The sequence below is a fragment of the Shewanella glacialipiscicola genome (genome assembly GCF_023283485.1).
In the GTDB taxonomy this organism is placed as follows: Bacteria; Pseudomonadota; Gammaproteobacteria; order Enterobacterales; family Shewanellaceae; genus Shewanella; species Shewanella glacialipiscicola.
The window spans coordinates 117,518-142,039 of the sequence record NZ_JAKILU010000008.1; the positions used below are offsets into that span (position 1 = coordinate 117,518).

The window sequence follows — 24,522 nt, forward strand, 5'->3', positions numbered from 1 at the left end:
TAATTATCTCCTACGGCGAAAATAATAAAGGGCTAGCTTAATGACAAGTCGTTTTAAATCGTTGACCTGGAAACAAACTAATCTAGTTGTTTTTACAGCCTTATTTTTTGCTATTGTCATTTTTATTATTGAAATAGCCCTCGTCGTCGTTTCGACTAAACAACAACTCACGACGACTCAGCAAGAGCTTTTAAATTCAGTAGAACAACCCGCCGCGAATGCCGTTTGGGCTTTGGATGATAATTTAGCGCGTCAAACCTTAGAGGGAGCAATAAAAGTTGAGCATGTCAGTTCAGCCGTAATTGAACTCGATGACGGGTCGATGTTTGTTTCAGTCAGCAATAACAAAAAAAATGATTCCCTTACCTTCAGCAGTATTAGCAATAAACTGTTTAATAATCTTAAAGAGATTTCTCGCCCGCTTTATCGACCCTTTTATTTTGAAGGCACTCAAAAAAAACAACTAATCGGCACGTTAACGGTTTTTTACGATACCCAAGAGCTCACTAATAGTCTTTTTTCTCAGTTACGACTTAGTTTTTTTGCCACCCTCATCCGTGCACTATTACTGACCTTAGTCCTCTCAGTGGTATTCCACCGCTTCTTGACTCAGCCGATTGCTCGAATAAGTGAAGCCATCGATAAGATTGATCCTAACTCACCAGATGAAAACCTATTACCGATATCCGCTGCCCATAAGGACGATGAGCTCGGTTTAGTAACCTCAAAATTTAACCAAATTCTGATTCAATTTAGCCAAACCCAATCTAAGCTGCGAAAAATGGCAACTCGAGATCCCCTTACCGGATTGCCGAACCGCACACTATTACTCGAGACTATCGCCGTCACGATTCAACGCTCGCGCCTACAAAAACGCAGTTTTGCGTTAATGTTTATCGATTTAGATCGTTTTAAAAATATCAATGATTCGCTAGGACATACTTTAGGCGATCAATTCCTCGCGCGTATTGCTCGGATGCTGGAGCGTTTTGTGGGCGATAAAGGCACAGTATCGCGCTTAGGAGGTGATGAGTTTGTTATTTTAGCCTATGCCGTTCACACCCCAGATGAAGCTGCTGATTTTGTGGGTAAGTTACTGATGCAGATTAACGTCCCAATACAACTTAATGAACATGCGATTCATCCAGCCGCGTCTATCGGCATCTCTATTTATCCCGAAGACGGCAGCAGTGCTGAGGATCTTATTCGCCATGCAGATATTGCCATGTATAGCGCTAAAGCCGCGGGCTCTAATCAATGGGCTTTCTTTAAGCAACACATGACCGAACGGGCTGCAGTACGTTTACGAACCGAGGCATCATTACATGATGCCTTAAAAAACAATGAGTTCTTGCTCTATTTTCAACCCAAACTCGACTTGCAAACGGGTAAAGTTGTCAGCTGTGAAGCCTTAATTCGCTGGCAAAAAGATGGCCGACTCATCAGCCCAATATCTTTTATTCCCGTTGCTGAAGAAACGGGGATCATTATTCCAATTGGCCGCTGGGTGATAGAGCAAAGTTGCAAAGTATTGCGAGAATGGCAAAAGAAATATAACTATGCCATACCGATTGCGATTAATGTTGCCTCACAACAATTTGCTGATGCTAGCTTAGTTCCTGATATTAAACAGATGGCACTACGCTATCAAATCCAACCTGAGCTACTGGAAATTGAAATTACTGAAACGTCATTAATGAATGATATTGAGCTGGCGATTGTTAAGCTTGAACAACTCAAGTCTGCTGGTTTTGGTATCGCCATTGATGATTTTGGCACTGGCTATTCTTCACTATCTTACCTACGTCACTTACCTATCACGACGATGAAAATCGACCGTTGTTTCGTGTCCGATTTGCCAGAAGATAGCGCAATTGCTTCAACAATTTTAATGTTAGGTAAACAGCTTAATTTAACAGTGGTGGCCGAAGGGATTGAAAATGAGCAACAATTAGATTGGTTAAAAGAAAATCAGTGTCAAATTGGTCAAGGATTCTATTTCAGTCTGCCATTGCCACAAGCAGAGTTTGAAGCTTTATATATTGCAACGCAAACAGCAACTATTAGAGGCTTACACCACGTCTAGCTCAAGTTTTAACGTACTCTTATAGGGTAACGCGGGTGATGACGATTTCTGCGAGGACTGCACTGCTATAGCTTTGTATAAATGCGATGATGAATATGCATAAACAAGCTTGCTCAGGTTGTTTATGCTGATTTTAGGATATAAAAAAGGAGGCTTAAGCCTCCTTTTTTATATCAATCGACGCGATATTAACGACGTAGACCTAATTTTTGGATCAGAGCAGTGTAACGTGCTACATCAGTACGCTTCAGGTAAGCAGTTAACTTACGACGTGAGCTAACCATACGTAACAGACCACGACGTGAATGGTGATCGTGGATGTGCTCTTTGAAGTGAGCTTGTAAATGGTTGATTTGTGCAGTTAACAAGGCAACTTGAACTTCAGTTGAACCTGTGTCATTTTCACAACGGCCAAAATCAGCTAAAATTTTTGCTTTTACTTCAGTACTTAGTGACATGTATATCTCCAAATAAATAATATGAATCTCTAGCCGATCACTAACTCAGCCAGAGGGCGCGCTATTCTACCCATAAACCACCCCTAGCGCAATAAAGGACGGGAACTATTCCAAAAACAGAGTTTAAATTGTAAGAGGAAGCGGGCTACAGAATTTCTGCTGGCTCATCATGAATTACGATGAGTCGTTTCGGCGCCAATAGGCCGTCTTCGTTCAAAGTACCAATACCCACAAAACGGCGAATATCACCTAAGGTGATACGCACCAGTTCATCGGTTTTCAAGTCAGCATTAACCGGTACTCTAACTGCTTGACCTTGCATTAGGTAAGGAGCTATCGCATCGGGCACATTCACCTCAGGGAAATCGGCCACAGCCGTATCCATGGGTAGTAACAGTGGATCGAGTAATACACTCGGATCTATCTGCTGTTCATGTGCTTGGGCGACAAGTGCTTCAAGCTGATCTAAAGTGACCATTCTAGCATACGGATATTGTGCAACTTGAGTACGGCGCAACATAATCACATGGGCACCACAGCCGAGCATTTCACCTAAATCGTCAACGATAGTGCGAATATAAGTGCCCTTAGAACAATGAATGTCTAAGGTCAGCTCATCGCCTTCAAGACCGATAAAATTTAGCTCAAATACCGTAATAGGACGAGATTCACGCGGCACTTCAATGCCTTCACGGGCGTATTTATACAGGGGCTGGCCCTGATATTTAAGCGCGGAATACATAGAAGGGATTTGCTGAGTCTCACCACGGAAGAAATCAAGCGCGGTAAGTAACTGCTCCTGCGTAAAATCAATAGCGCGGGTTTGCACCACTTCACCATCGGAATCACTGGTATCAGTACGCTCACCCAGCTTAGCAGTAACTAAATAGCGTTTATCAGCATCTAACAGATGCTGAGAAAACTTAGTCCCTTCGCCTAAGCACACAGGTAACATGCCTGTTGCTAACGGATCGAGGGCGCCCGTATGGCCAGCTTTGTTCGCATTAAAAAAGCGCTTTACCCTTTGCAATGCAAAGTTAGAACTCATGCCCGTGGATTTATCCAACAGCACTATCCCATCGATAAAACGACCTTTTGGACGACGAGCCATTAATCTTTACCTTCAGTTTCATCTGCGTCATCGGCAATATCGTCAGCTTGGACTTCATCTTCAACCGATGCGTCTTCGCTGCCAAATTGCTGTTGTTTCGCTTTGTCTTGGTTGATCACTTGGCTAACTAAGTTAGACATGCGCATACCTTCCACTAACGAGCTATCGTAGATAAAACGTAGTTCTGGCATCACACGCAACTTCATACGACCCGCGACTAAGGTGCGGATATAAGGTGCTGCGCTGATTAAAGCATTGAGTTTTTCTTGCACAACGTCTTTGTCTTCCTCGAAGAAAGTCACAAAAACTTTGGCGTAGCTTAAGTCCCGAGAGACGTCGACGTCATTTACGGTTACAAAGCCAACACGCGGATCTTTCATGTCGCGCTGTACTACTTGAGCAAGTTCTTGCTGAAGCTGCTGAGCGATTCGACGAGTACGACTGAATTCTTTTGCCATAATATTTCTTACCATAGCTTAAATTGATAAGGGCGGCTAATGCCGCCCTTTTATCATTACAGAGTACGAGCAATCTCGACTGTTTCGAATACTTCGATTTGGTCGCCTACGCGAACATCGTTGTAGTTCTTAACGCCAATACCACATTCCATACCATTGCGAACTTCCGCAACGTCATCTTTAAAGCGACGCAGCGATTCAAGTTCACCTTCGTAGATCACCACGTTATCACGTAGTACACGAATTGGTGCGCTACGCTTGATAAGGCCTTCGGTAACCATACAGCCAGCAATCGCACCCAGTTTAGGCGACTTAAATACGTCACGTACTTCAGCCAGACCAATAATCTGTTGCTTGAACTCTGGTGATAGCATACCCGTCATCGCAGCACGAACTTCGTCAATCAAGTGATAAATAACGCTGTAGTAGCGTAAATCTACACTTTCGCTGTCGATTGTCTTACGGGCCTGTGCATCCGCACGTACGTTAAAGCCAACCAGAATCGCGTTAGACGCTGCCGCTAAAGTGGCATCTGTTTCAGTAAGAGCACCCACACCGCGAGCGATGATGTTCACTTTAACTTCGTCAGTAGACAAGCCTGTTAACGAGTCAGTAATCGCTTCGAGTGAACCTTGTACGTCTGCTTTAAGAACGATGTTCAGTTCTTTCACTTCGCCTTCAGTCATGTTCGCAAACATGTTTTCTAACTTAGATTTTTGCTGACGCGCTAATTTCACATCGCGGAACTTACCTTGACGATACAGGGCAACTTCACGGGCTTTACGTTCGTCACGAACAACTGTTGCTTCATCACCTGCAGACGGTACGCCTGACAGACCCAGAATTTCAACAGGGATAGATGGACCCGCTTCAGTGATTGAGCGACCGTTCTCATCTTTCATTGCACGGATTTTACCGTACTCAAGACCACAAAGAACGATATCACCTTGGCGTAGCGTACCTTGTTGAACCAGGATCGTAGCAACTGGGCCGCGACCCTTGTCCAATTGTGATTCAATAACCACACCAGCAGCCATACCATCACGTACTGCTTTCAGTTCGAGAACTTCAGCTTGTAGTAAGATACCTTCTAACAGTTCGTCAACGCCTTCACCTGTCTTAGCTGAAACGAAGGCAAACATGTTGTCTCCACCCCAATCTTCAGACATAACACCGTGTTGTGACAATTCGCTCTTAACGCGATCGATATCCGCTTCCGGTTTATCCATCTTGTTCACTGCCACGATTAATGGCACGTTACCGGCTTTAGCATGTTGAATTGCTTCGATAGTCTGCGGCATTACACCGTCATCAGCAGCAACAACTAACACAACGATATCTGTTGCCTTGGCACCACGGGCACGCATAGCGGTAAACGCGGCATGACCTGGAGTATCAAGGAAAGTGATCATGCCGTTTTCGGTTTCTACATGGTATGCACCGATATGCTGCGTGATACCACCGGCTTCGCCAGCAGCCACTTTAGCGCGGCGAATATAATCAAGTAACGACGTTTTACCGTGGTCAACGTGACCCATGATAGTCACAACAGGTGCACGAGACTCTAGTTTGATACCATCTTCATCGTCACGATCTTGCATCACTTGATGCTCAAGTTCGTTATCGCGAATCAGCACAACTTTATGGCCCATTTCTTCAGCAACCATTTGGGCAGTCTCTTGATCCAACACTTGGTTGATCGTGACCATAGTACCCATTTTCATCATTTGCTTGATGATTTCGGTCGCTTTAACCGCCATTAAATGCGCTAGTTCAGCTACTGTCACAGTCTCACCGATACGTACATCACGACTAACGGCTGCCACAGGCTTATTAAAGCCGTGCGCCATAGATTCTGGTGCAGTACTGCGGTTACGCATGTGTTTTTCACGGCCGTCACGGGCATCTTTGCCGCCACGTTTCTTCGCATTTGTCTTGTTACGAGCACGACGTCCGCGTTTTTCTTCATCTAAATCAGACGTATCTTCAGCAGCACGAGCCACTTTAGATGTCGTGATATGATGATCACCATTCTTCTCGGCTTCTAAACGTTGGCGCTCTTCTTCGGCCCAACGCTTAGAGTGTTCTTCAGCCAATAAACGGGCTGTTTCAGCCGCTTTAGCCGCATCTTCGTCTTGCTTACGTTTAGTCGCCGCTTCTTGAGCCGCTTTCAAACGTTCAGCTTCTAGACGAGCGGCTTCAGCTTCTGGTGACACATCTTTAGCCACTTTCACTTCAGCTGCCGCTTTGGCTTTTGCCTTGGCTTCTGCTTCGGCCTTGGCTTTTGCATCTGCTTCAGCCTTAGCTTTTGCTGCCGCAGCAGCTTCCGCTTCAACCTTCGCTTTTGCCAAAGCTTCTGCTTCGGCTTTCGCTTCTTCTTCAGCCTTCAGAGTAGCCTCATTAGCATCACGCTTGACGAAAGTTCGTGTTTTACGAACTTCAACTTTAACATCTTTAGATTGACCACCACTACCAGCCACACTTAGGGTCGATACGGTTTTACGCTGCAACGTCATTTTCGTTGGCGCATTTTCGCCACCGTGCTGCTTTTTCAGATAATCCAATAACTGCTGCTTTTCAGTTTCAGTTACGTTATCAGCTTGGTCTTTCTTAATTCCAGCCTGAGAGAATTGCTCAATCAGACGTTCAACACTTTTACCCACTTCCGTGGCCAATTTCTCTACGGTCGTATCTGCCATCAGTTAAATCCCCTCTGTTGATCGACTTATGCTTCTTCGCCAAACCAACAGATATTGCGGGCTGCCATGATGAGCTCACCTGCTTTTGCTTCTGTCAATTCTTCAATTTCGATCAAATCATCTATGCCTTGTTCAGCCAAGTCTTCTAGAGTCACAATACCTTTGCTAGCAAAAACATAGGCTAAGTGTCTATCAATACCTTCAAGTGCAAGTAACTCAGCACTTGGCTCCACACCATCGAGTGCTTCTTCAGTAGCGAGAGCTCGAGTCGAGATCGCCGCTTTTGCACGCTCACGTAAAGCTTCAACGAGATCTTCGTCAAAACCATCAATCGCCAATAATTCAGACACAGGTACATAAGCAACTTCTTCGAGCGACGTAAAGCCCTCATCCGCTAGTACTTGTGCAAAATCTTTATCGACATCCAGTGAGTTAACAAATAAATCAACCACCTTGGCGCTTTCGGCCTGGTGTTTCTTATTCATGTCTTCCACTGTCATTACGTTCAACACCCAACCTGTCAGTTGTGTCGCTAAACGTACGTTCTGGCCATTACGTCCAATGGCTTGTGCCAAACTATCAGGTTCAACGGCGATATCCATAGAATGGTTATCTTCGTCAACAATGATAGAGGCCACATCGGCTGGCGCCATAGCATTGATCACATATTGCGCTGGATTATCATCCCACAATACGATGTCAACACGCTCGCCACCCAGTTCATTTGATACAGCTTGAACACGCGCACCGCGCATACCCACACACGCACCGATAGGATCGATACGGCGATCATTTGACTTAACGGCGATCTTAGCGCGAGCACCTGGATCACGGGCTGCGCCCATAATCTCAATCAGTTCGTCAGCAATTTCAGGTACTTCTACACGGAAAAGCTCGATCAGCATTTCAGGCTTAGTACGGCTTAAGAATAACTGTGCACCGCGAGCTTCAGGGCGTACTGAGTACAGTAATGCACGTACACGGTCACCTGGACGGAAAGATTCACGTGAAATTAAATCTTCACGGAATAATACGCCATCAGCGTTATTACCTAAATCAACTACAACACTTTCACGTGTCGCCTTTTTTACGATACCGGTAATTAACTCACCTTCTTGGTCTTGGAATTGTTCCACTACCTGAGCGCGCTCAGCTTCACGTACTTTTTGTACGATAACTTGCTTAGCAGTCTGAGTTGTAATACGGTCAAATACCACTGACTCGATATCGTCTTCAATAAACTCGCCCGGCTGAATATCCGGATTTTCGTAACGTGCCGCTTCTAATGTGATTTCGCGATAAGGATTTTCTAATGCTTCACCGTGATCATCAACCACCATCCAACGACGGAATGTTTCATAGCCACCAGTTTTACGATCGATAGCAACACGTACGTCAATATCACCTTCGTATTTTTTCTTGGTTGCTGTGGCCAGAGCAGTCTCTAGCGCTTCAAAAATTTTCTCGCGAGGAACGGCTTTTTCGTTTGAAACCGCCTCAGCGACTAGCAGAATCTCTTTATTCATCTATTGCCTCGTTCACCTTGAAACTATCAAAACTTAGCGATTAAGTTGCCTTTACGGATGTTATCCAGGGCGACAACCAACTCTTTACCATTCGCTTTCAGTGACAGCATTTGCCCGTCAACTTTAGTGATGGCGCCTTTTAAATTACGACTGCCGTCAACCGGCATAGTCAATTGAAGCTTTACATCCTCGCCTACATAGCCCGCATACTGCTCAGCAGTAAATAGGGGTCTATCAACGCCTGGCGAAGAAACCTCTAGGGTATATTCTGTAGGAATAGGATCTTCAACATCAAGTACAGCACTGACTTGGCGACTTGCACTAGCACAATCTTCGATATTGATACCATTTTCGCCATCAATGAACACTCGCAGTGTGGAATGCTTACCCGCTTGAACATATTCAATGCCCCATAGCTGAAAGCCTAATGCTTCCACAGGTACTTTGAGCATTTCTGCCAGTCTGAATTCTAATGTTGCCAAGATTGACTCCCGAAAAAACAAAAAAGGGCTAAAAGCCCTAGTACAACGCCACATACGATGTATGCGACAAATTTAAAAGTCCCAGATAACAAAAAACCCCGTAATGACGAGGTTATTAATTTCAAGAACCTGTAAACCATAACGAATCTGAACACTATTCGTTACTAGGAGCTGGTTGCGGGGGCCGGATTTGAACCGACGACCTTCGGGTTATGAGCCCGACGAGCTACCATGCTGCTCCACCCCGCGTCAACTGTATGCAAGTATATTGACTATCGTCGTTTCTTGCAATAACTAAGAGAAAATTGATCACTTTATCTTAGTTATATTTGGTGCCGAGAGCGGGACTTGAACCCGCACGACCGTTAGGTCACAGCCACCTCAAGGCTGCGCGTCTACCAATTTCGCCACCTCGGCGACACCTTTTACTAGTCAGGAATTTTTGTTTCTGACTTTTCGGTTGCTTGCTCAACAGGTTGTGTAACCTGTTCAGTATCTGAACCTAAATTTTTCCATGAATCTTCACTTTTGGTATGATTAGCACTTAAATTGCCGATTAGCAGACTTAAGGTAAAAAAACCAATGGCTAATACAGCCGTAGTACGAGTCAGAAAATTACCTGAACCGCTCGAACCAAATAGAGTACCTGATGCACCGGCGCCAAAAGAGGCTCCCATGTCAGCTCCCTTTCCTTGTTGAATTAATATTAGGCCAATCAAACCTAACGAAACCAACAAGTATACAACTACTAGAACTTCATACATATTATGCGCTCATCGCTATGGTACACAGACTTAAAAACTCGCTAGAGTTTAAGCTAGCACCGCCAATCAGTCCACCATCAACATCAGGTTGGGCAAATAAATCTGCAGCATTACTCGGTGTTACACTACCACCGTAGAGAATCCTGATATTTTCTCCAATAAATGGAGATACTTCAGAGAGACGTTTGCGAATAAACGCATGTACTTCTTGTGCCTGCTCTGGTGTTGCGCTTTTACCAGTTCCTACAGCCCAAAGTGGCTCATAGGCGATAATGGCGTTATCAAAAGCCATAGTGCCATTTTTCTGGATCACTATATCCAACTCTTCCGCAATCACCTCAAAGGTGCGCCTTGCTTCACGTGCTGGACCTGACTCACCCACACATAAAATCGGAGTTAAGCCATGCTTTTGTGCAGCGGCGAACTTCTCCGCTACGATATTACTCGTCTCTCCGTACATACGGCGACGTTCTGAATGTCCGATAATCACATATCGGCATCCTGAATCTTTTAGCATCTGACCTGAAACTTCACCGGTATAAGCGCCAAAGTCATGCTGACTTAAATTTTGCGCGCCCATCCTAACAAGTGAACCGTCTAACGCTTCCTTGTTTGCTTCTAGCAGTTGCCTAACGCTTTCTAGATAGATAGAAGGCGGGCATAAAACCACTTCAGCTGAATCATTTTGGAGCTTAGAAGCAAATTTCTTAAATAGCTCTTCGGCGAGTGCCGCACTGCCATTCATTTTCCAATTGCCAGCAACCATAGGACGTCTGAGTGCCATCACTGTCTCCTTTGAAAGCGGCGTGAATAATAGCGAACCACTTATTAAGTTACAATAGCTAAAGTCGAATATTTTCAGATATCAGGTTGGAGTGCTGTTTTTTTACACGCCAAAACTGATATCTGTTCAATTGTGCAGCTAACACCTTAATTTTTAATCGGTATCCACCGCCGTCATAATAAAATACATCATTACTAACTTGCTGTTCTAACAGCATCAGCAATAAAATTGGCGTGGGCTAATACTGCACTATGATCGTCCCCTTCCACCATGACACGGATCAAAGGTTCTGTTCCAGACTTACGCAATAATACGCGACCACGGACGCCCAGTTGTAACTCAACCTGTTTTTGAGCATGCTTAACGCTATCAGAATCCAGTGGATTATTTCCCCCCTCAAAGCGCACATTCACTAATACCTGCGGTAACATTTTCATCGCAGAGGTGAGTTCGTCTAATGTCGCATTTTGTCGACGCATAGCTGCTAACACTAAAATCCCCGCGACGATGCCGTCACCCGTTGTACCGTGATCGAGGTTCAAAATATGCCCCGAGTTCTCACCACCGATACGCCAGTCGAGTTCTTTAAGCAGTTCCATTACATAGCGATCGCCCACTTTTGAACGTGCAAATGGAACATCAAGAGCTTGTAAGGCTAAATCAAGCCCTAGATTTGACATGAGTGTGCCAACGACACCTCCGCGTAATACACCGCGTAATTTAGCATCACAAGCCAAAATATACAGAATTTGGTCGCCGTCGATCACTTCGCCTTTACTATTGACCATCATAATACGGTCGCCATCGCCATCGAGTGCGATGCCAAGATCGGCATTTTCTGAAAGGACAGTCTCACAAATCTTGCCCATGGACGTAGCGCCCACTTTATCATTAATGTTCATGCCATTTGGTTGGTCACCAATGGCAATGACTTCGGCGCCTAACTCACGAAATACCGCCGGTGCAATGTGGTAAGTGGCACCATGGGCACAATCCACCACAATTTTCAGACCCATTAACGTGTGTTCAGCAGGAAAATTGCCTTTGCAATATTCGATATAGCGGCCACGGGCATCTTCTATACGAGACACCTTGCCCAGCAGATGCGATTCAACACACACGAGGGGTTTTTCAAGTTCTGCCTCGATTTCTAGCTCTAAGTTATCATCTAACTTACTACCATCAGTGGAGAAAAATTTAATACCATTATCATAATAAGGATTGTGTGATGCACTGATCACCACCCCTGCTTCAGCACGAAAGGTTCGCGTTAAATAAGCTACGGCGGGTGTTGGCATCGGCCCCATTAATAAAACATTAAGACCTGCGGCAGAAAACCCCGCTTCCAATGCCGATTCAAACATATAGCCCGAGATACGAGTATCTTTACCTATTATTACTTTTTTAGTGCCATTACGGGATAACACGCGCCCCGCAGCCCAACCTAACTTAAGCGTAAGTTCGGGTGTCATTTGACCTGAACCGACCTTGCCACGAATACCGTCGGTTCCAAAAAATTTACGTTCTTTCATATCGCCCCATAAACTGAAATGTGTCCCAATTATTTGGGATCATAATATTAATTAAATGCTTAACCAGAGCATAACGGTGCTTAAAAATACACTTGTGTGGCTTGTAACACTTTGAGCATATCCACAGTTTCAGCAACATCATGCACGCGAATGATATGTGCTCCCTTTTTCGCCGCAATCATCGCGCCAGCAAGACTCCCAGCAAGACGTTCTGAGGTCGGTTTTGCTAAGAGGTCGCCTATCATGCTCTTACGAGATAATCCTATCAATACGGGTAAATCAAACTGAGTAAAATGATTTAGCTTCGCTAGTAGCTCATAGTTATGTTCTACGCTTTTACCAAAGCCAAATCCTGGATCAATTACTAACAACTCCCGAGGGATCCCTGCTTGCAAGCAAGCTTCAATCCTTGCAGTTAAAAAGCCAGTAACCTCTTCAATCACATCATAATAAGTCGGTGAAGATTGCATGTTTTTTGGCTGGCCCTGCATATGCATCAAACAAATAGGGACTTGCAACTCTGCTGCAGCGTCGAGCGCACCAGGCTCCATTAAAGCACGTACATCATTAATCAGGTGTGCACCCGCAGCAATCGCTTGGCGCATTACCTCAGCTTTGCTGGTGTCGATTGAAATCCACACATCATGGTGAGTAGCCACATATTTAACTAATGGGATCACCCGAGCAAGTTCTTCAGCAAGACTCACCTCGGCGGCGCCAGGCCTAGTCGATTCGCCGCCAATATCTATCATTCCCGCGCCTTGAGCCACCATGGCATCGGCATGCTGGCAGGCAAGATCAAAGGTGGAATATTGACCTCCATCGGAAAAGGAATCGGGAGTAACATTAAGAATGCCCATCACAATGGGCGAAGATAACGCGAGGCGTTTAGTGCCAACAATCAGTTCAAACACACGTTTACTCCAGTAATACCACTATCGATGATTTTATCCATGGACAGAACTGCCGTCATCTATTTTAAGACAAAATGGAAAATGACAAAAAAATTAAACATTATTGGTGTATATATTCAATGACAGTGGAGCATGTATTTAATGAAAGCGCAGTCAAATAGCTAACAAGATAAAACAAGAAAACCCCTTTCGGGGTTTTCTTTAGTATCACTAACTATCACTTAGCAGGTGATTCATCAGCATCTTTCAGCTCTGGCTCAACAGGCGCAGTAGTAACACTGTCTTCTGCTTTCACAGTCGGTTCGCCATGACCACTGCCTTTATCGTTAGAACCATTATCATCGACTTGCCAATCGGCAGGCTGACGCACTTCTCGACGCTTCATTAAATCGTCAATTTGAAGTGAATCAATGGTTTCGTACTTCATCAAGGCTTCTTTCATCGAGTGCAGAATATCAAGATTATCGGTCAATATCTGTCTGGCTCTTGCGTAGTTTTTGTCGATGAAAACTTTTACTTCGGCATCAATTAACGTTGCTGTTTCATCGGACATTGCCTTGGCTTTCCCCATACTGCGACCTAAAAAGACTTCACCTTCTTCTTCTGCATACAGTAATGGACCTAACTTGTCCGAGAAGCCCCACTGAGTCACCATATTACGCGCAATTGATGTCGCGTATTTGATGTCCTGTGATGCGCCAGTCGACACTTTATCACTACCGTAAATCAGTTCTTCCGCTAAACGACCGCCGTAAGCGACCGAAATTTGGCTTTCTAATTTACGACGGCTCTGGCTCACTGAGTCAGCTTCGGGTAAGAAGAAAGTCACACCTAGAGCACGGCCGCGAGGAATAATAGTGACCTTATGCACAGGATCGTGCTCTGGTACTAAACACCCTACTATTGCATGGCCTGCTTCGTGGTACGCTGTCATTTCTTTTTCAGCTTCAGACATCACCATAGAACGGCGCTCTGCGCCCATCATGATTTTATCTTTAGCACGCTCAAATTCTTCCATACCTACAACTCGGCGATTGCCACGAGCCGCAAACAGCGCCGCTTCGTTGACTAAGTTCGCTAAGTCAGCACCAGAGAAGCCAGGCGTACCACGGGCAATTACGCTTGCCTTCACATCATCAGAAAGTGGCACTTTACGCATATGCACTTTCAAAATTTGCTCACGACCACGCACATCGGGTAAGCCCACGACCACTTGACGGTCAAAACGACCTGGACGCAATAACGCAGAATCGAGCACGTCTGGACGGTTAGTTGCCGCAATAACAATAACGCCTTCATTACCTTCGAAGCCATCCATCTCAACCAGCATTTGGTTCAGTGTTTGCTCACGTTCATCATGACCACCACCTAAACCGGCGCCACGTTGGCGACCGACCGCATCGATTTCATCGATAAAGATGATACAAGGGGCAGACTTTTTCGCTTGCTCGAACATATCACGCACACGGGATGCACCGACACCAACAAACATTTCAACGAAATCAGAACCAGAGATAGTGAAGAAAGGCACCTTAGATTCACCCGCAATGGCTTTTGCCAGCAAGGTTTTACCTGTACCTGGAGGACCCACCATCAGTACGCCCGTTGGAATTCGGCCGCCCAATTTTTGAAATTTAGTTGGGTCACGCAGATAATCAACTAACTCTTTCACTTCTTCTTTTGCTTCATCACAACCAGCAACATCAGCGAAAGTGGTTTTAATCTGATCTTCGCTCATCAGCTTGGCTTTGCTCTTACCAAAGGACATAGCGCCTTTGCCGCCGCCGCCTTGCATCTGGCGCATGAAGAAAATCCATACTCCGATAAGCAATAACATCGGGAACCAGGAGATAAAGATTTGGGTTAAGAACCCTGATTCTTCGGCTTCTTGGCCCTTCATAGTGATGCCTTTACGATCAAGATCATTAATTAAATCTTGGTCATATAACGGCATTATAGTAGTGAACTTTTCACCGGTTCGCTTAGCACCTTCAATAGTGCGTTGGTCGCTTTTAACTTCAACAGTTGCAACCTGCCCATCACGAACGTTATCTAAGAAGGTAGAATAATCCATCTTCTGCGATGACGAAGAAGAGGGGGAGTAACCCTGAAACACTGACATCAGCACAACGGCGATGACAACCCAGAGTATTAGATTTTTTGCCATGTCACTCAAATTACTAGACCTCATTAAGTCTTGCGATTATTAACGCTAGATTACTACAACTTGTAACCAGTCGCCACAAGATAGACTTCACGGGAACGCGCCCGCGAAGAGTCCGGTTTACGTGTTTTAACTACTTTAAACGCTTCTTTTACCGCTTTCATGTATTCGTCAAAGCCCTCCCCCTGAAAGACTTTCACCGCAAAACAGCCGTTGGGTGCCAAAACTTGATGACACATATCTAATGCTAGTTCCACCAAATACATGGCGCGCGGTTGATCGACACCGTCTGAACCACTCATATTGGGCGCCATGTCAGACAACACAACGTCAACCTTAGCGTCACCGACTCGGGTAAGCAATGCTTGAAGGACTTTATCTTCACGAAAATCCCCTTGCAAAAAGTCTACCCCAACGATGGGATCCATTGGCAAAATGTCACAGGCGATGACCTTGCCTTTATCTCCTGCTAACTTAACCGCCACTTGAGACCAGCCTCCCGGCGCGGCCCCTAAGTCAACTACTGTCATACCTTGGCGAATAAGTTGATCCTTTTGTTGGATCTCCTCAAGCTTAAACGCAGCGCGAGATCGTAATCCCATTTTTTGTGCGAGTTTAACATAATGATCATCAAAGTGTTCTAGCATCCAGCGATTAGAACTGGCCGTACGTTTTTTACCTGACATTTAAAATCCGCAACAATTGAGAGTTACACAAGGGTTATATAAGGGTAGAATAGCCGCTTTTCAACAGTAACTCAGCAAAAGTTGGTAGAAATGAACTTAACAACCAAACAAAAACAGCATTTAAAAGGCTTAGCACACATGCTAAAGCCAGTGGTGCTGCTTGGTGCCAATGGATTGACTGAAGGTGTACTCGCTGAAATTGAAAGCGCACTCGCTTATCATGAATTGATTAAAGTGAAAGTAGCCTCTGCCGACAGAGAGCTAAAAAATGCCATCGTTGATGCCATAGTACGTGAAACTCAATCTGCAAAAGTGCAACTTATTGGTCATATTCTGGTGATTTATCGTCAATCACCAGAAATGAAAGTTGCTTTGCCAAAGGCAAAGTAATTTTTCTTGATTTTTATTGTGTAAACAAAGAAGCCACTTATTTAAGTGGCTTCTTTGTTTTTGCAGCTATAGGTATTACCTTCAATTTAGGTCCTAAGGCGTATCAGCAATGACTTGTTCCTTATAATGCTCAGGTGTTAAGCCTAAAAACTCAGGCAATGAGGTACCAATAGCAATAGAAGAAAACGTACCGGTTAAGATACCAATAAACATCGCAATTGAAAAACCTTCCAATGGACCACCGCCCATAATCCACAGCGCCCCCACTGTCATTAAAGTTGTCCCAGATGTCACCATAGTGCGAGAAAATGTCGCCACAATCGCTTGATTATTAATCTGTTGAATCGCCAGACTTGGCTTAGTAATCAATAATTCACGAATACGGTCAGCAATGATGATCGAATCATTTAAGGAATAGCCTAAAATAGCCAGCACCGCTGCCAATATCGTTAAATTAAACTCCATTTGCGTCAGTGCAAAAAACGCCAATACAAATACCACGTCATGCAATAGCGCAAACAAAGCGCCAGATGCAAGTCGCCATTCAAAGCGATAACTTAAGTAACCTAAAATACACAGCATAGCGACTAGCAGCGCCAAACCACCCTGCTCCGCCAACTCTTGGCCAATCTGCGGCCCCACAATGCTGCTATTAAGTACTTGTACTTCAGTGTGAAGCGGCGCTAATACCTGCTGGATATCGACATTATGTTGCTCGGTATCGACACTTTTTATATCGGTACTTATGATATCAGCGTAACGCAACACCCAACGCCCCGGCTCGCTAGCCGAAATAACAGTAACATCCTGCTGATAGGCGGCGTTAAGCAAAGGCTGTAACTCACTACTGGTAATTTTTTTGTCGAGCTGAATTTCAGTGACTACGCCACCGGTAAAATCTAGCCCCCAGTTAAATCCTTTCACACCGATAATCGATAATGACATTATCATCAGCAAAATCGAGATAGCGCTACAGGCATAGCGCCACTGAGTTAAATGACCCGTTAAATTGATACTCTTCATACTTATACCCTCACATGACGACTAGCATCACGTCCATAAACTAAGTTGATCAACGCTCTTGAGGCAAAGATACCGGTAAACATGCTGGTTAATAGGCCTAGCCCGAGGGTCAAGGCAAAACCTTGGATTGGGCCATTACCGATAGAATACAGCACCACAGCGGTGATCATAGTGGTGAAGTTAGCGTCAAAAATAGTAGAAAAAGCGCTATCAAAGCCCGTATCAATTGCCAGTGCAAAACTGCGGCCTTCTTTTAACTTGTCTTTTATTCGCTCAAAAATCAGTACGTTGGTATCGACCGCCATACCAACAGTTAACACCAAGCCGGCAATGCCGGGTAACGTTAATACTGCACCAGGGATTAGCGCCAATAGGCCAAACAAGATCACCATGTTAGAAATCAGTGCTATGTTTGCCACCCAACCAAGACGGCGATACCAAAGCGCCATAAACAACAAGGTAATGCCCAAACCTAAACCCAGCGCGGCAAAGCCGTTTTCAATGTTTTCAGCCCCCAGTGTTGGGCCAATGGTGCGCTCTTCAACAATCGTTACTGGCGCAGTCATTGAGCCAGCCCTAAGTAATAAGGCTAATTGCTGCGCTTCTTGATAAGTGCCAGCGCCAGTGATGCGGAAACGATCACCCAGCTGCGATTGAATGGTCGCAACGCTGATAATTTCTTGAGTTTGCTTGGCCTTACCTTGCTCATCACGGCTGTATTCGCTGTAAGACGTCGCCATTGGTTTGCCGATATTAGCACGGGAAAACTCAGACATTTTCTGCCCACCGACACGGTCGAGATTAATATTCACCTCGGCCATGCCCATCTCACCTAAACTCGCCCTCGCATCAACAATATGATCACCGCCAAGCACCGGCGTGCGGCTCACATAAATAGGTTTACCCGACTTGTCATTAAGCACCATAGTATTTACCGAGCCTGACTCTTTCACTTCAAAAAAGGCCAGGCTCGCCGTTGCACCAATCACATTTTTTGCAGCTGCTGGATCTTGTATGCCAGGTAACTCAATCCGAATTCTATGGTCGCCCTGGCGCTGCACTAATGCCTCAGTAATACCGAGCTCTTCAATACGACTACGCATCACCTGCAAGTTTTGTTGTACCGTCAAATTACGCAGCTTCGTTTGTTCTTCTTGGCTCAACTTAACCTGTAAACTTGCGCCATCAACGTTAGATAATTGCCAATTAGGATAAGATTCTTTCATCATCAGACGCACAGCGACGCGGGCATCGTTATCAGGCAAAGTGAGGTTTAACTGATTAACTTGATCTAAATGGACACTAGCGCCACGAATTTTTTGCTCACGAATAAATTGGCGTAACGAATCGACCAGCGCCTCAGCCTGTGTTTGGTACACAGGCTCAATATCCACATCAAGTAAAAACTGCACGCCACCGCGTAAATCGAGTCCGAGTTTAATCGGCTGAAAACCTAAGTTTTGCAACCAACTTGGCGCTGCACTGGCAAGGGATAAGGTCAACTCTTTTGGCTCTGTAACCATAGACGAAAGCAACGTTTTAACTAAGGTCTGTTGATTATCCTCATCGAGGACAATCAGGGTTTCGCCATTCTTCTGGTCGATACGTTTTACCGTCACGCCTTCAGCTTGCAGCTTATCCCGAAGCGCTACCGGCGTGAGTGTTAAGCCCGCCTTAGCGCCGACTTGTACCGCTGCATCCTCACCATAATACGTAGGCAATGCACTGAGTAACATCACTATGACAGTGACAATAAGGACTATATATTTCCAAGCTGCATAGTGATTTAGCAACCGTTTATTGGGTTTTATTTCCATGGGATTAACTCGTTATTTATCGCCTCACATTTAAATCAAATAGCTAGGCGAACATATTGATATCAGTCCGAAACATGTCATTGAGCACTCGCAAGCTAAACTAACCCAAATTAAGGACAAGCTAGATTCAAGTCATCACAGCAAATTAAGCTGTAAAAAGGTTTCGGTGAGAACAAAAATGCACGGGTATGGAACATCAATAAGAGCGAACTCCCGTTGACGACATACCTAAATAGGCGAGTTAAGCGGCTTGTTGACTAAAACGATATTGAAGATTTGAAACTTTCCAACCCGAAATGAGGGCGGGAGAAGATACTGCTGTGAGCGTCCAATCGGATGTGATATCAACATTAATTGATTCAATCAAATTAGGCGTGGGCTCGACGGTTAAGTCTATCGCGAGTCGATAAATGGGTTTAACCTCACGCACATCATGTTGGGCAAGGCTGATAAATCGTGGCGAATTTATGGGGGCAAAATTTAGGTCATCTGAGTGGCCCATATAATCAGAGCTTGAGCAGGGTGTTGGCGAGGTTACAGAATCGACACTGCTGGCATCAGTAACATTGTTATTCAATGTGCCGCAGCTTTTAACGACATGTGCATTCGATTGGGCTATCGCGTTTGTATCAGGCGAATTCAGAGTATCGGTACTTGGTTTTATATTAGGAGTTAAGTTATCAAGTTTAACCGAGTGTACCTGAGCACTATGGCTAGCAGGATCACTTTGCTGTGCATATATTTTTGGGCTATAGATTTTTGGCGTATAGCTAGCAGAGTGCGCAATCAACATGATCGCCACGCAAACTAACATCAATCCCGTACGCCAATGTTTGACCAAAACGTGCCCTCTTAATAAAAAAGATAAACCCATATAACTGAACTGTTTGGCGCTCAACCGTAGGTCTAAATAAATGGTTCAGGTTAAACCGCTCAATTGACGTAAAATCAACAATACGCAACCCAAATACAGTCAACATAATAATTTTACTGCTTTTTACTAAAGTTGCAGCTTAGGTAAAAGTCCATCTAGAGACAAATTAATCTTTGTCCATCTTATCTAAATGCGCTCTGTATCCCTAACCAATCTTAAATTAAGACATTAAGCACAAACCTTAAACTCAAGCTTTAAGCGACCAGCGGCCTTAGCTTGCCAATAACAAAAAAACCGCCCTAGGGCGGTTTTGGATAATTCGTGACTCACACTCACGATATCATCAGCAAATTATAAATACTGTACTGAGATAATTTCGTAATCTGTCACGCCACCAGGGGTAGTAATAGACACTTCGTCACCCTCATTTTTGCCCACTAAGCCACGGGCAATCGGTGAATTGACCGAAATCAGATTTTCTTTAATATTCGCTTCGTCATCACCGACTATGCGGTAGGTGACTTCGACATCAGTATCAAGGTTTAAAATCGTCACAGTTGCACCAAAAATCACTCGGCCGTTATTCACCATTTTAGCGACATCGATAATTTGTGCGTTAGATAACTTACCCTCAATATCACGGATACGAGCTTCACAAATCCCTTGGTCTTCGCGAGCAGCATGATATTCCGCATTTTCTTTTAAATCGCCAAGCTCTCGCGCTGAGGCAATCGCTTCTGTGATTTTTGGGCGGCGCTCAAACTTGAGAATATCTAACTCTTTACGCAGCTGCTCTGCACCGACAACTGTCATAGGAACCTTAGTCATAGCTCTTTCGTCTCCTTTAAAACAAAAGCAACCCGTGTCGACGCTAAGGTCAACACAGTCAAATGGGGGTGGAATTGCGCTATTCTAATCGTTATGCGCTTTTGATGCATCAACAACAATACAGTTATGCAGCTTACCCAACCTTAAACCCAGTTACCAGTAATGAAATCTAAATCCGCGAACCAGATAGAATAAAAATCGCTCGTCAATTAATCATCACTGATGTGTGTGCTATTAAATGCAAAAATGCCCACTCGCTACAAAGCTCTGTGAGCATTAAATATAAAGCAGAGTCTGGTTATAGCAATAAATACATAACTATTCTAAACCAGCTTCAAACGTTAAAAATATTTCACTGACCGTTTTATCGGCAAGGATTTTATCTGAACTTGGGCGTTCAATTGAAGCATGTAAAAGATAACGCCCAGCAGTAGGCAAGGTCATCGCCACTTTACCGTCTTTATCAGATGTTAATTCCATCTCTTCAGGTTTGTTACGATATACACTATCGTCTTTAATAATAGCAACACTGACGCCAGCAACTGGCTTACCATCATACACAAACTGCAAAGTAGCGGGTTCATTCTCAACGATATCGACTGGATGAGTCACGGGGACTAATTCTAAAAATTCGCCCTTTGCAGCCAATACTTTGTCAGTTGGTTTATTTCGAGTGACGTAGGTTTCCACTCGTGACACGTTTAAAGATCCTTCTAACTCATAGGCATCTTTAGGCATTATGGCTGCCGTTGCTTTTTTATCTAAACGACTACGCACAAAACCTTCTTTTCCTTTCACTTTATAGCGAGAGAAGTAGCGCGGTGTGACTTCTTTTTCAAACTTATAAGTCCCATCTTGAGTCAGCTGCACATCAAATACCGATTTACGTCCACCGGTATAACTTGAACTAGGGGAAATTGAATCGCCACTTGGTAGTGATATACGCACATCACTGGCAGTAACAGGCTTATCCATCATAAACACTTGATTACTGGCCGATACATCAGAGGTGATCCACACTGTTTCTTGGCTTTCTGCAGACACGTTAAAATGACTAGGTAAAATCCATCTATCATGGCTGCTCGCCAATGGACTAACACACAGAGTACCTAATAATGCCACAAGACGTAATTTCATCTTTTTCCCTTAAATTAAAGAAGTTAAACAATCAATTGCAGTGGCTTAATGAGCCATACCGCTTAAGCGTATGTCGATAACGCCGGTTTCTGTGGTCGCGGGTAACTGTGCAGCAAAGTCTCCCGCAGTTAAATCAATGTTTTGCCGCACTAAATCACGGCCACCGTGCTCACGTACTACCTCAATAAACACAGTGTAAGTACCTAGTGTGACTGACTTGCCTGACTCATCTTTTAGATCCCAATCGATTTTATAGTGACCTGCTGGACGGGTAGCCGATGCAATGCCATCGACAAAACTCATATCTTCGCGACCCGCTTTACGCCACCAACGGCGGATATCTTTTAACCATTTATGGCCTTCATCCCACACCCAAAGGCTTAAGGTTTTAACTGGTTTCCCTTTAGCGTCCTCAACCCAAACGGCCACATAAGGTCTATGGTATTGGCCTTCAGTAATCTCTGGTAACGTCAAGTCAACGGTCAGTTTTGGGGCTGCCAATACAGCAGAACTGGCAAATAAAGCACTCACTGCAATGATACGAATAAGATGACGCATACTCGATTTAAACTCCTTATGGAACAAAATAAACATATACCAGCCCACAGCTACTGCTAACCAACACCATATATAGCAATGACTTTTTAAGACGCTTAGTTTGAGGTAATAACAAATAAGCGCCCGTAAGCGAAAATAGAACAATCAGTACAGCGCTGAGATCCAGTACCCAAGCCCAAGCAATGCCGGTATTACGACCTTTATGTAAATCATTGAGCACGGCTACAGCGCCGTAATCTAAGGTTTCGACATAGGCCTTTCCGTCGAGTAAATCCAGTGTCACACTGCGGTAGGTACCGGGACCTTTATTGACTAGGCTAATTTCATCCTCAGCAATATCGGCGGTAGCGATATCCATCGCCCACTCGCTCTTCAACCAATGACCAGCAGCTAAGCGCCACTGCGGGTCCTGTGTATCAAAAGGTTGTAAATAGCTCGGAATAACGGCTTGCTCGCGTACTGGCTCCTGATCAGATTGGGAAAACCAATTTGGATGATTCAGCGTAATGCCGGTTACTGCGAAAAACAGCATCAGTAACAACAAAGCCATAGACACGTACACGTGGATGATACGGGCAAAAGATAAAGACGACTTACTGACTCTTAATTTCAATGACGCTATCTCAAAGGCAACCATAAACATGCGTAATGCCTGCTTGGTTACTTTTATCTATGCAGCCTATGGGTTTAGATAAGCCGCATTAACCTAATTTAATGCGATGAGATTAAATGAGATCGATTATCAAATAGAACAAACTTTACAAACTTTACATATTCGATGCTGAAAAATAAGCTAGTAAATAAGCATTAAAAATAAAGCGCTTACAGATAACTCGACATTTAGCATTCACAAAGCATAACCTTCGATTAAATTAGCAACAGATTTTTTAATATTACACCTATAAATATTGTTTAAATTGAAAGGGATAAATTTTAATATGCGCGTAACTTTTTAAGCTTAATATTTACTTTTCGCTCCCTCTCGTTTACCTCATGCCAATCGGCTACAATCCGCCGCCGGCGACTTGCTGGTACTCCCAAGGAATTATCATCTTGAGTACATCTCTGCTCAAAAAAATGCGCTGTTTGCACATTGTATGGCTAGCGCTAATGCTCAACGCCTGTGTTGCTCCGTTATTATTAATGTCACCCCAAGGTCAACTAATGTGGGCCTTACTCAAACCGCTTGTTGGTTTAGATCCCAATGATGTCGGCTTATTTGAACAACCACTGATCAAAAACCGTATGCGTGAATTGCTGGGTAAAAATTACGACACTACATTGTCTTTACTCAAAACCGCAGACAAAATTCAGCAAGAAGGTCCGCTCATCTATTTAGTATCGACGTATACTCCGGTACCCGAAATGGCTGAAAAAGCAGGCCTTGTATGGAACTCAGATACAAACCAAATGGCAGTAATGCTAATGCAGGGCAGCGCGCCATTAATCATCTCTGAACAATTGAGTAATCAAACAGAAAAACTGGTTCCGAGCTGGCCAAAAGAATTAGCCGACTATACCGATCCACAGAAGCTACAACAAAAAGCATTAGAGGCTGGCACCAGCCAAGTGCAACAACAGTTAGCAATACCTGACGCGGTTAGCTCCATCGCCAGCGGCGGTGTTAACGCAGCTCAAGGTGTTGCTGATGTAAAAGAGACAGTAATGGAGGGAGCAGCAATGCCAACCAATATCACTGAAGCAGCGGCAAAAGTCACTACACCTGCAATGCTTGTGATTCCAGCGGTTCCAGCGGTTCCAGCGGTTCCAGCGGTTCCAGCGGTTCCAGCGGTTCCAGCGGTTCCAGCGGTTCCAGCGGTTCCAGCGGTTCCAGCGGAAATAAAATAGCTACCTGCTTTTAAACAAACCATAAAATAGATAACCACAGTGCCGAATATAAAAGGTGCTGTGGTTTTTGTTGCTTTATCTCAGTACCTATTCATCTATCAATATCCTTATTTGACCCTCAAACGCTCTATTCTACATTTGCTGACTAACTTCGTTTACTCAAACCCTAGTTCCCCCTGCACTAACCTGTACTAAAATTCCTGTCATACTCGATATACTTTCTATTGAGCATCTATCGACCCAATAAAGGTGGCATAAACATAACAACAGAGAGGAATAATCTATTAACAAATAATACCAATTACTTTAATTATATGATCTAATAAGTCGTCACTTTCTAACCTTACAAAGTATGAACAAGCCCAATATCCTAGCCCTAGTTA

The 24,522-nt window shown here is 44.3% G+C and carries 22 protein-coding genes and 2 tRNA genes; 3 read left to right on the top strand and 21 right to left on the bottom strand.

Annotated features, from left to right (window positions below):
• Positions 1 to 40 precede the first annotated feature (40 nt).
• Positions 41 to 2,086, top strand: a complete 2,046-nt coding sequence (locus tag L2717_RS08845) for a putative bifunctional diguanylate cyclase/phosphodiesterase (protein ID WP_220773226.1) — start codon at positions 41 to 43, stop codon at positions 2,084 to 2,086.
• A gap of 188 nt (positions 2,087 to 2,274) precedes the next feature.
• On the opposite strand, the gene rpsO is transcribed toward L2717_RS08845, so the two are convergent.
• The 14 genes from rpsO to rlmE all read right to left on the bottom strand — a co-directional run bounded on the left by rpsO (position 2,275) and on the right by rlmE (position 15,664).
• Entirely contained in the window at positions 2,275 to 2,544 is a 270-nt protein-coding gene (rpsO, locus tag L2717_RS08850; protein ID WP_006082713.1) for a 30S ribosomal protein S15, read from the bottom strand.
• A gap of 145 nt (positions 2,545 to 2,689) precedes the next feature.
• The gene (truB, locus tag L2717_RS08855) at positions 2,690 to 3,655 is read right to left on the bottom strand and encodes a tRNA pseudouridine(55) synthase TruB (protein WP_220773225.1); all 966 of its coding nucleotides are present in this window, start codon (positions 3,653 to 3,655) and stop codon (positions 2,690 to 2,692) included.
• Positions 3,655 to 4,113, bottom strand: a complete 459-nt coding sequence (gene rbfA, locus L2717_RS08860; protein ID WP_220773224.1) for a 30S ribosome-binding factor RbfA — start codon at positions 4,111 to 4,113, stop codon at positions 3,655 to 3,657. The genes truB and rbfA overlap by 1 nt, the downstream gene beginning before the upstream one ends.
• A 56-nt stretch (positions 4,114 to 4,169) precedes the next feature.
• The gene (gene infB, locus L2717_RS08865; protein ID WP_220773223.1) at positions 4,170 to 6,812 is read right to left on the bottom strand and encodes a translation initiation factor IF-2; all 2,643 of its coding nucleotides are present in this window, start codon (positions 6,810 to 6,812) and stop codon (positions 4,170 to 4,172) included.
• 26 nt (positions 6,813 to 6,838) lie between these two features.
• The gene (gene nusA / locus L2717_RS08870; protein WP_220773222.1) at positions 6,839 to 8,338 is read right to left on the bottom strand and encodes a transcription termination factor NusA; all 1,500 of its coding nucleotides are present in this window, start codon (positions 8,336 to 8,338) and stop codon (positions 6,839 to 6,841) included.
• Positions 8,339 to 8,364: 26 nt separating this feature from the next.
• Entirely contained in the window at positions 8,365 to 8,820 is a 456-nt protein-coding gene (gene rimP / locus L2717_RS08875) for a ribosome maturation factor RimP (protein WP_220773221.1), read from the bottom strand.
• A gap of 172 nt (positions 8,821 to 8,992) precedes the next feature.
• Positions 8,993 to 9,069: transfer RNA gene (locus L2717_RS08880), tRNA-Met, on the bottom strand.
• A gap of 81 nt (positions 9,070 to 9,150) precedes the next feature.
• A tRNA-Leu gene (locus L2717_RS08885) sits at positions 9,151 to 9,237 on the bottom strand.
• An 11-nt stretch (positions 9,238 to 9,248) separates the two neighbouring features.
• Positions 9,249 to 9,584, bottom strand: coding sequence for a preprotein translocase subunit SecG (gene secG / locus L2717_RS08890; RefSeq protein ID WP_220773220.1), 336 nt, complete (start codon positions 9,582 to 9,584; stop codon positions 9,249 to 9,251).
• A 1-nt stretch (position 9,585) separates the two neighbouring features.
• Positions 9,586 to 10,368 carry a triose-phosphate isomerase gene (tpiA, locus tag L2717_RS08895; RefSeq protein ID WP_220773219.1) on the bottom strand — a complete coding sequence of 261 codons (783 nt, stop codon included), beginning with the start codon at positions 10,366 to 10,368 and terminating at the stop codon, positions 9,586 to 9,588.
• A 194-nt stretch (positions 10,369 to 10,562) separates the two neighbouring features.
• A complete protein-coding gene (glmM, locus tag L2717_RS08900) occupies positions 10,563 to 11,900 on the bottom strand; it encodes a phosphoglucosamine mutase (protein WP_220773218.1) in 1,338 nt (445 codons plus the stop codon).
• Positions 11,901 to 11,980: 80 nt separating this feature from the next.
• Positions 11,981 to 12,814, bottom strand: a complete 834-nt coding sequence (gene folP, locus L2717_RS08905) for a dihydropteroate synthase (protein ID WP_220773217.1) — start codon at positions 12,812 to 12,814, stop codon at positions 11,981 to 11,983.
• 217 nt (positions 12,815 to 13,031) lie between these two features.
• Positions 13,032 to 15,005: an ATP-dependent zinc metalloprotease FtsH gene (ftsH, locus tag L2717_RS08910; protein WP_220773216.1), complete on the bottom strand. Its 1,974-nt coding sequence runs from the start codon at positions 15,003 to 15,005 to the stop codon at positions 13,032 to 13,034.
• Positions 15,006 to 15,034: 29 nt separating this feature from the next.
• Positions 15,035 to 15,664 (bottom strand): 23S rRNA (uridine(2552)-2'-O)-methyltransferase RlmE, encoded by a 630-nt coding sequence (gene rlmE, locus L2717_RS08915; protein WP_076496408.1) that lies wholly within the window; start codon positions 15,662 to 15,664, stop codon positions 15,035 to 15,037.
• Positions 15,665 to 15,754: 90 nt separating this feature from the next.
• Here rlmE and yhbY point away from each other — a divergent pair, with 90 nt between their 5' ends.
• The gene (yhbY, locus tag L2717_RS08920; protein ID WP_076496407.1) at positions 15,755 to 16,054 is read left to right on the top strand and encodes a ribosome assembly RNA-binding protein YhbY; all 300 of its coding nucleotides are present in this window, start codon (positions 15,755 to 15,757) and stop codon (positions 16,052 to 16,054) included.
• A gap of 93 nt (positions 16,055 to 16,147) precedes the next feature.
• On the opposite strand, the gene secF is transcribed toward yhbY, so the two are convergent.
• The 7 genes from secF to L2717_RS08955 all read right to left on the bottom strand — a co-directional run bounded on the left by secF (position 16,148) and on the right by L2717_RS08955 (position 22,904).
• Positions 16,148 to 17,077 (bottom strand): protein translocase subunit SecF, encoded by a 930-nt coding sequence (gene secF, locus L2717_RS08925; protein WP_220773215.1) that lies wholly within the window; start codon positions 17,075 to 17,077, stop codon positions 16,148 to 16,150.
• A 2-nt stretch (positions 17,078 to 17,079) separates the two neighbouring features.
• Positions 17,080 to 18,894: a protein translocase subunit SecD gene (gene secD / locus L2717_RS08930; RefSeq protein ID WP_220773214.1), complete on the bottom strand. Its 1,815-nt coding sequence runs from the start codon at positions 18,892 to 18,894 to the stop codon at positions 17,080 to 17,082.
• Positions 18,895 to 19,135: 241 nt separating this feature from the next.
• Positions 19,136 to 19,735: a hypothetical protein gene (locus L2717_RS08935; protein WP_428847844.1), complete on the bottom strand. Its 600-nt coding sequence runs from the start codon at positions 19,733 to 19,735 to the stop codon at positions 19,136 to 19,138.
• A gap of 384 nt (positions 19,736 to 20,119) precedes the next feature.
• Positions 20,120 to 20,596 (bottom strand): transcription elongation factor GreA, encoded by a 477-nt coding sequence (gene greA, locus L2717_RS08940; RefSeq protein WP_076496403.1) that lies wholly within the window; start codon positions 20,594 to 20,596, stop codon positions 20,120 to 20,122.
• Between the two features lie 318 nt (positions 20,597 to 20,914).
• The gene (locus L2717_RS08945; protein WP_220773213.1) at positions 20,915 to 21,733 is read right to left on the bottom strand and encodes a DUF4198 domain-containing protein; all 819 of its coding nucleotides are present in this window, start codon (positions 21,731 to 21,733) and stop codon (positions 20,915 to 20,917) included.
• A gap of 45 nt (positions 21,734 to 21,778) precedes the next feature.
• On the bottom strand, positions 21,779 to 22,291 hold the full coding sequence (locus L2717_RS08950) for a DUF2271 domain-containing protein (RefSeq protein WP_220773212.1): 513 nt from the start codon (positions 22,289 to 22,291) through the stop codon (positions 21,779 to 21,781).
• Between the two features lie 16 nt (positions 22,292 to 22,307).
• On the bottom strand, positions 22,308 to 22,904 hold the full coding sequence (locus L2717_RS08955) for a PepSY-associated TM helix domain-containing protein (RefSeq protein ID WP_246611741.1): 597 nt from the start codon (positions 22,902 to 22,904) through the stop codon (positions 22,308 to 22,310).
• Positions 22,905 to 23,368: 464 nt separating this feature from the next.
• Between L2717_RS08955 and L2717_RS08960 the strand changes: the two genes are divergently transcribed.
• The gene (locus L2717_RS08960; protein WP_220775188.1) at positions 23,369 to 24,139 is read left to right on the top strand and encodes a hypothetical protein; all 771 of its coding nucleotides are present in this window, start codon (positions 23,369 to 23,371) and stop codon (positions 24,137 to 24,139) included.
• Positions 24,140 to 24,522 lie beyond the last annotated feature (383 nt).

What these genes read in the sequence shown, in the direction of transcription:
- rpsO (WP_006082713.1), bottom strand. Translation starts at nt 2,544, where the DNA reads ATGTCACTAAGTACTGAAGTAAAAGCAAAAATTTTAGCTGATTTTGGC.
- tpiA (WP_220773219.1), bottom strand. Translation starts at nt 10,368, where the DNA reads ATGGCACTCAGACGTCCTATGGTTGCTGGCAATTGGAAAATGAATGGC.
- L2717_RS08845 (WP_220773226.1), top strand. Translation starts at nt 41, where the DNA reads ATGACAAGTCGTTTTAAATCGTTGACCTGGAAACAAACTAATCTAGTT.
- secG (WP_220773220.1), bottom strand. Translation starts at nt 9,584, where the DNA reads ATGTATGAAGTTCTAGTAGTTGTATACTTGTTGGTTTCGTTAGGTTTG.
- L2717_RS08960 (WP_220775188.1), top strand. Translation starts at nt 23,369, where the DNA reads ATGCGCTGTTTGCACATTGTATGGCTAGCGCTAATGCTCAACGCCTGT.
- L2717_RS08945 (WP_220773213.1), bottom strand. Translation starts at nt 21,733, where the DNA reads ATGAAATTACGTCTTGTGGCATTATTAGGTACTCTGTGTGTTAGTCCA.
- nusA (WP_220773222.1), bottom strand. Translation starts at nt 8,338, where the DNA reads ATGAATAAAGAGATTCTGCTAGTCGCTGAGGCGGTTTCAAACGAAAAA.
- infB (WP_220773223.1), bottom strand. Translation starts at nt 6,812, where the DNA reads ATGGCAGATACGACCGTAGAGAAATTGGCCACGGAAGTGGGTAAAAGT.
- secF (WP_220773215.1), bottom strand. Translation starts at nt 17,077, where the DNA reads ATGAAGAGTATCAATTTAACGGGTCATTTAACTCAGTGGCGCTATGCC.
- glmM (WP_220773218.1), bottom strand. Translation starts at nt 11,900, where the DNA reads ATGAAAGAACGTAAATTTTTTGGAACCGACGGTATTCGTGGCAAGGTC.
- yhbY (WP_076496407.1), top strand. Translation starts at nt 15,755, where the DNA reads ATGAACTTAACAACCAAACAAAAACAGCATTTAAAAGGCTTAGCACAC.
- truB (WP_220773225.1), bottom strand. Translation starts at nt 3,655, where the DNA reads ATGGCTCGTCGTCCAAAAGGTCGTTTTATCGATGGGATAGTGCTGTTG.
- L2717_RS08950 (WP_220773212.1), bottom strand. Translation starts at nt 22,291, where the DNA reads ATGCGTCATCTTATTCGTATCATTGCAGTGAGTGCTTTATTTGCCAGT.
- rlmE (WP_076496408.1), bottom strand. Translation starts at nt 15,664, where the DNA reads ATGTCAGGTAAAAAACGTACGGCCAGTTCTAATCGCTGGATGCTAGAA.
- ftsH (WP_220773216.1), bottom strand. Translation starts at nt 15,005, where the DNA reads ATGAGGTCTAGTAATTTGAGTGACATGGCAAAAAATCTAATACTCTGG.
- rbfA (WP_220773224.1), bottom strand. Translation starts at nt 4,113, where the DNA reads ATGGCAAAAGAATTCAGTCGTACTCGTCGAATCGCTCAGCAGCTTCAG.
- greA (WP_076496403.1), bottom strand. Translation starts at nt 20,596, where the DNA reads ATGACTAAGGTTCCTATGACAGTTGTCGGTGCAGAGCAGCTGCGTAAA.
- secD (WP_220773214.1), bottom strand. Translation starts at nt 18,894, where the DNA reads ATGGAAATAAAACCCAATAAACGGTTGCTAAATCACTATGCAGCTTGG.